The organism is Bradyrhizobium sp. CCBAU 45389, from assembly GCF_028128625.1.
Lineage (GTDB): Bacteria > Pseudomonadota > Alphaproteobacteria > Rhizobiales > Xanthobacteraceae > Bradyrhizobium > Bradyrhizobium liaoningense_B.
Genome location: NZ_LBIY01000022.1, coordinates 1 through 583, shown reverse-complemented (window position 1 = coordinate 583; position 583 = coordinate 1). Strand labels below are relative to the sequence as shown.

1 pseudogene is annotated in these 583 nt (G+C 58.8%); it reads left to right on the top strand.

Annotated elements, in window-relative coordinates:
- Positions 1-583: pseudogene (locus XH79_RS06790) on the top strand (IS110 family transposase); the annotation flags it as partial.

Below are 583 nucleotides of genomic sequence, written 5' to 3'. Positions count from 1 at the left end.
ATGGAAGTCGCGACAATTGGGTTGGACATTTCGAAGCACGTATTTCACGTCCATGCAGTTGACAGCAAGGGCCAAATAACCAGTCGCCAACGCCTCCGGCGAGGCGAGGCGAGATCGTGTCGTTCTTCTCCTCGATCGAGCCGTGTCTGGTCGGCATCGAAGCCTGCGCCACCGCTCACCACTGGGCACGCGAGATTCAGCGGTTTGGACACGAGGTGAAATTGATTCCGCCTGCCTATGTAAAACCTTATGTGCGGCGAGGAGCTAAGAACGACGCCGCCGACGCGGCCGCGATCTGCGAAGCGGTGACCCGCCCCAATATGAGGTTCGTTCCGATCAAGAGCGTCGAGAACCAGGGCTTCCTGATGCTTCATCGCGCAAGAGGCCTGCTGGTCCGCCAGAGAACCATGACGGCTTGTGCCATTCGAGCTCACTTCGCTGAGTTCGGAATCATTGTCGGGCAAGGCCGGCAACGGGTGGACGGTCTGGTGGACTTATTGGATGACGAGGCCCTGGCGTTACCAGCCAATGCTCGTCTGGCACTCGCCGCTCTCGTGAACCAACTGAAGGATTGGACCAGCAG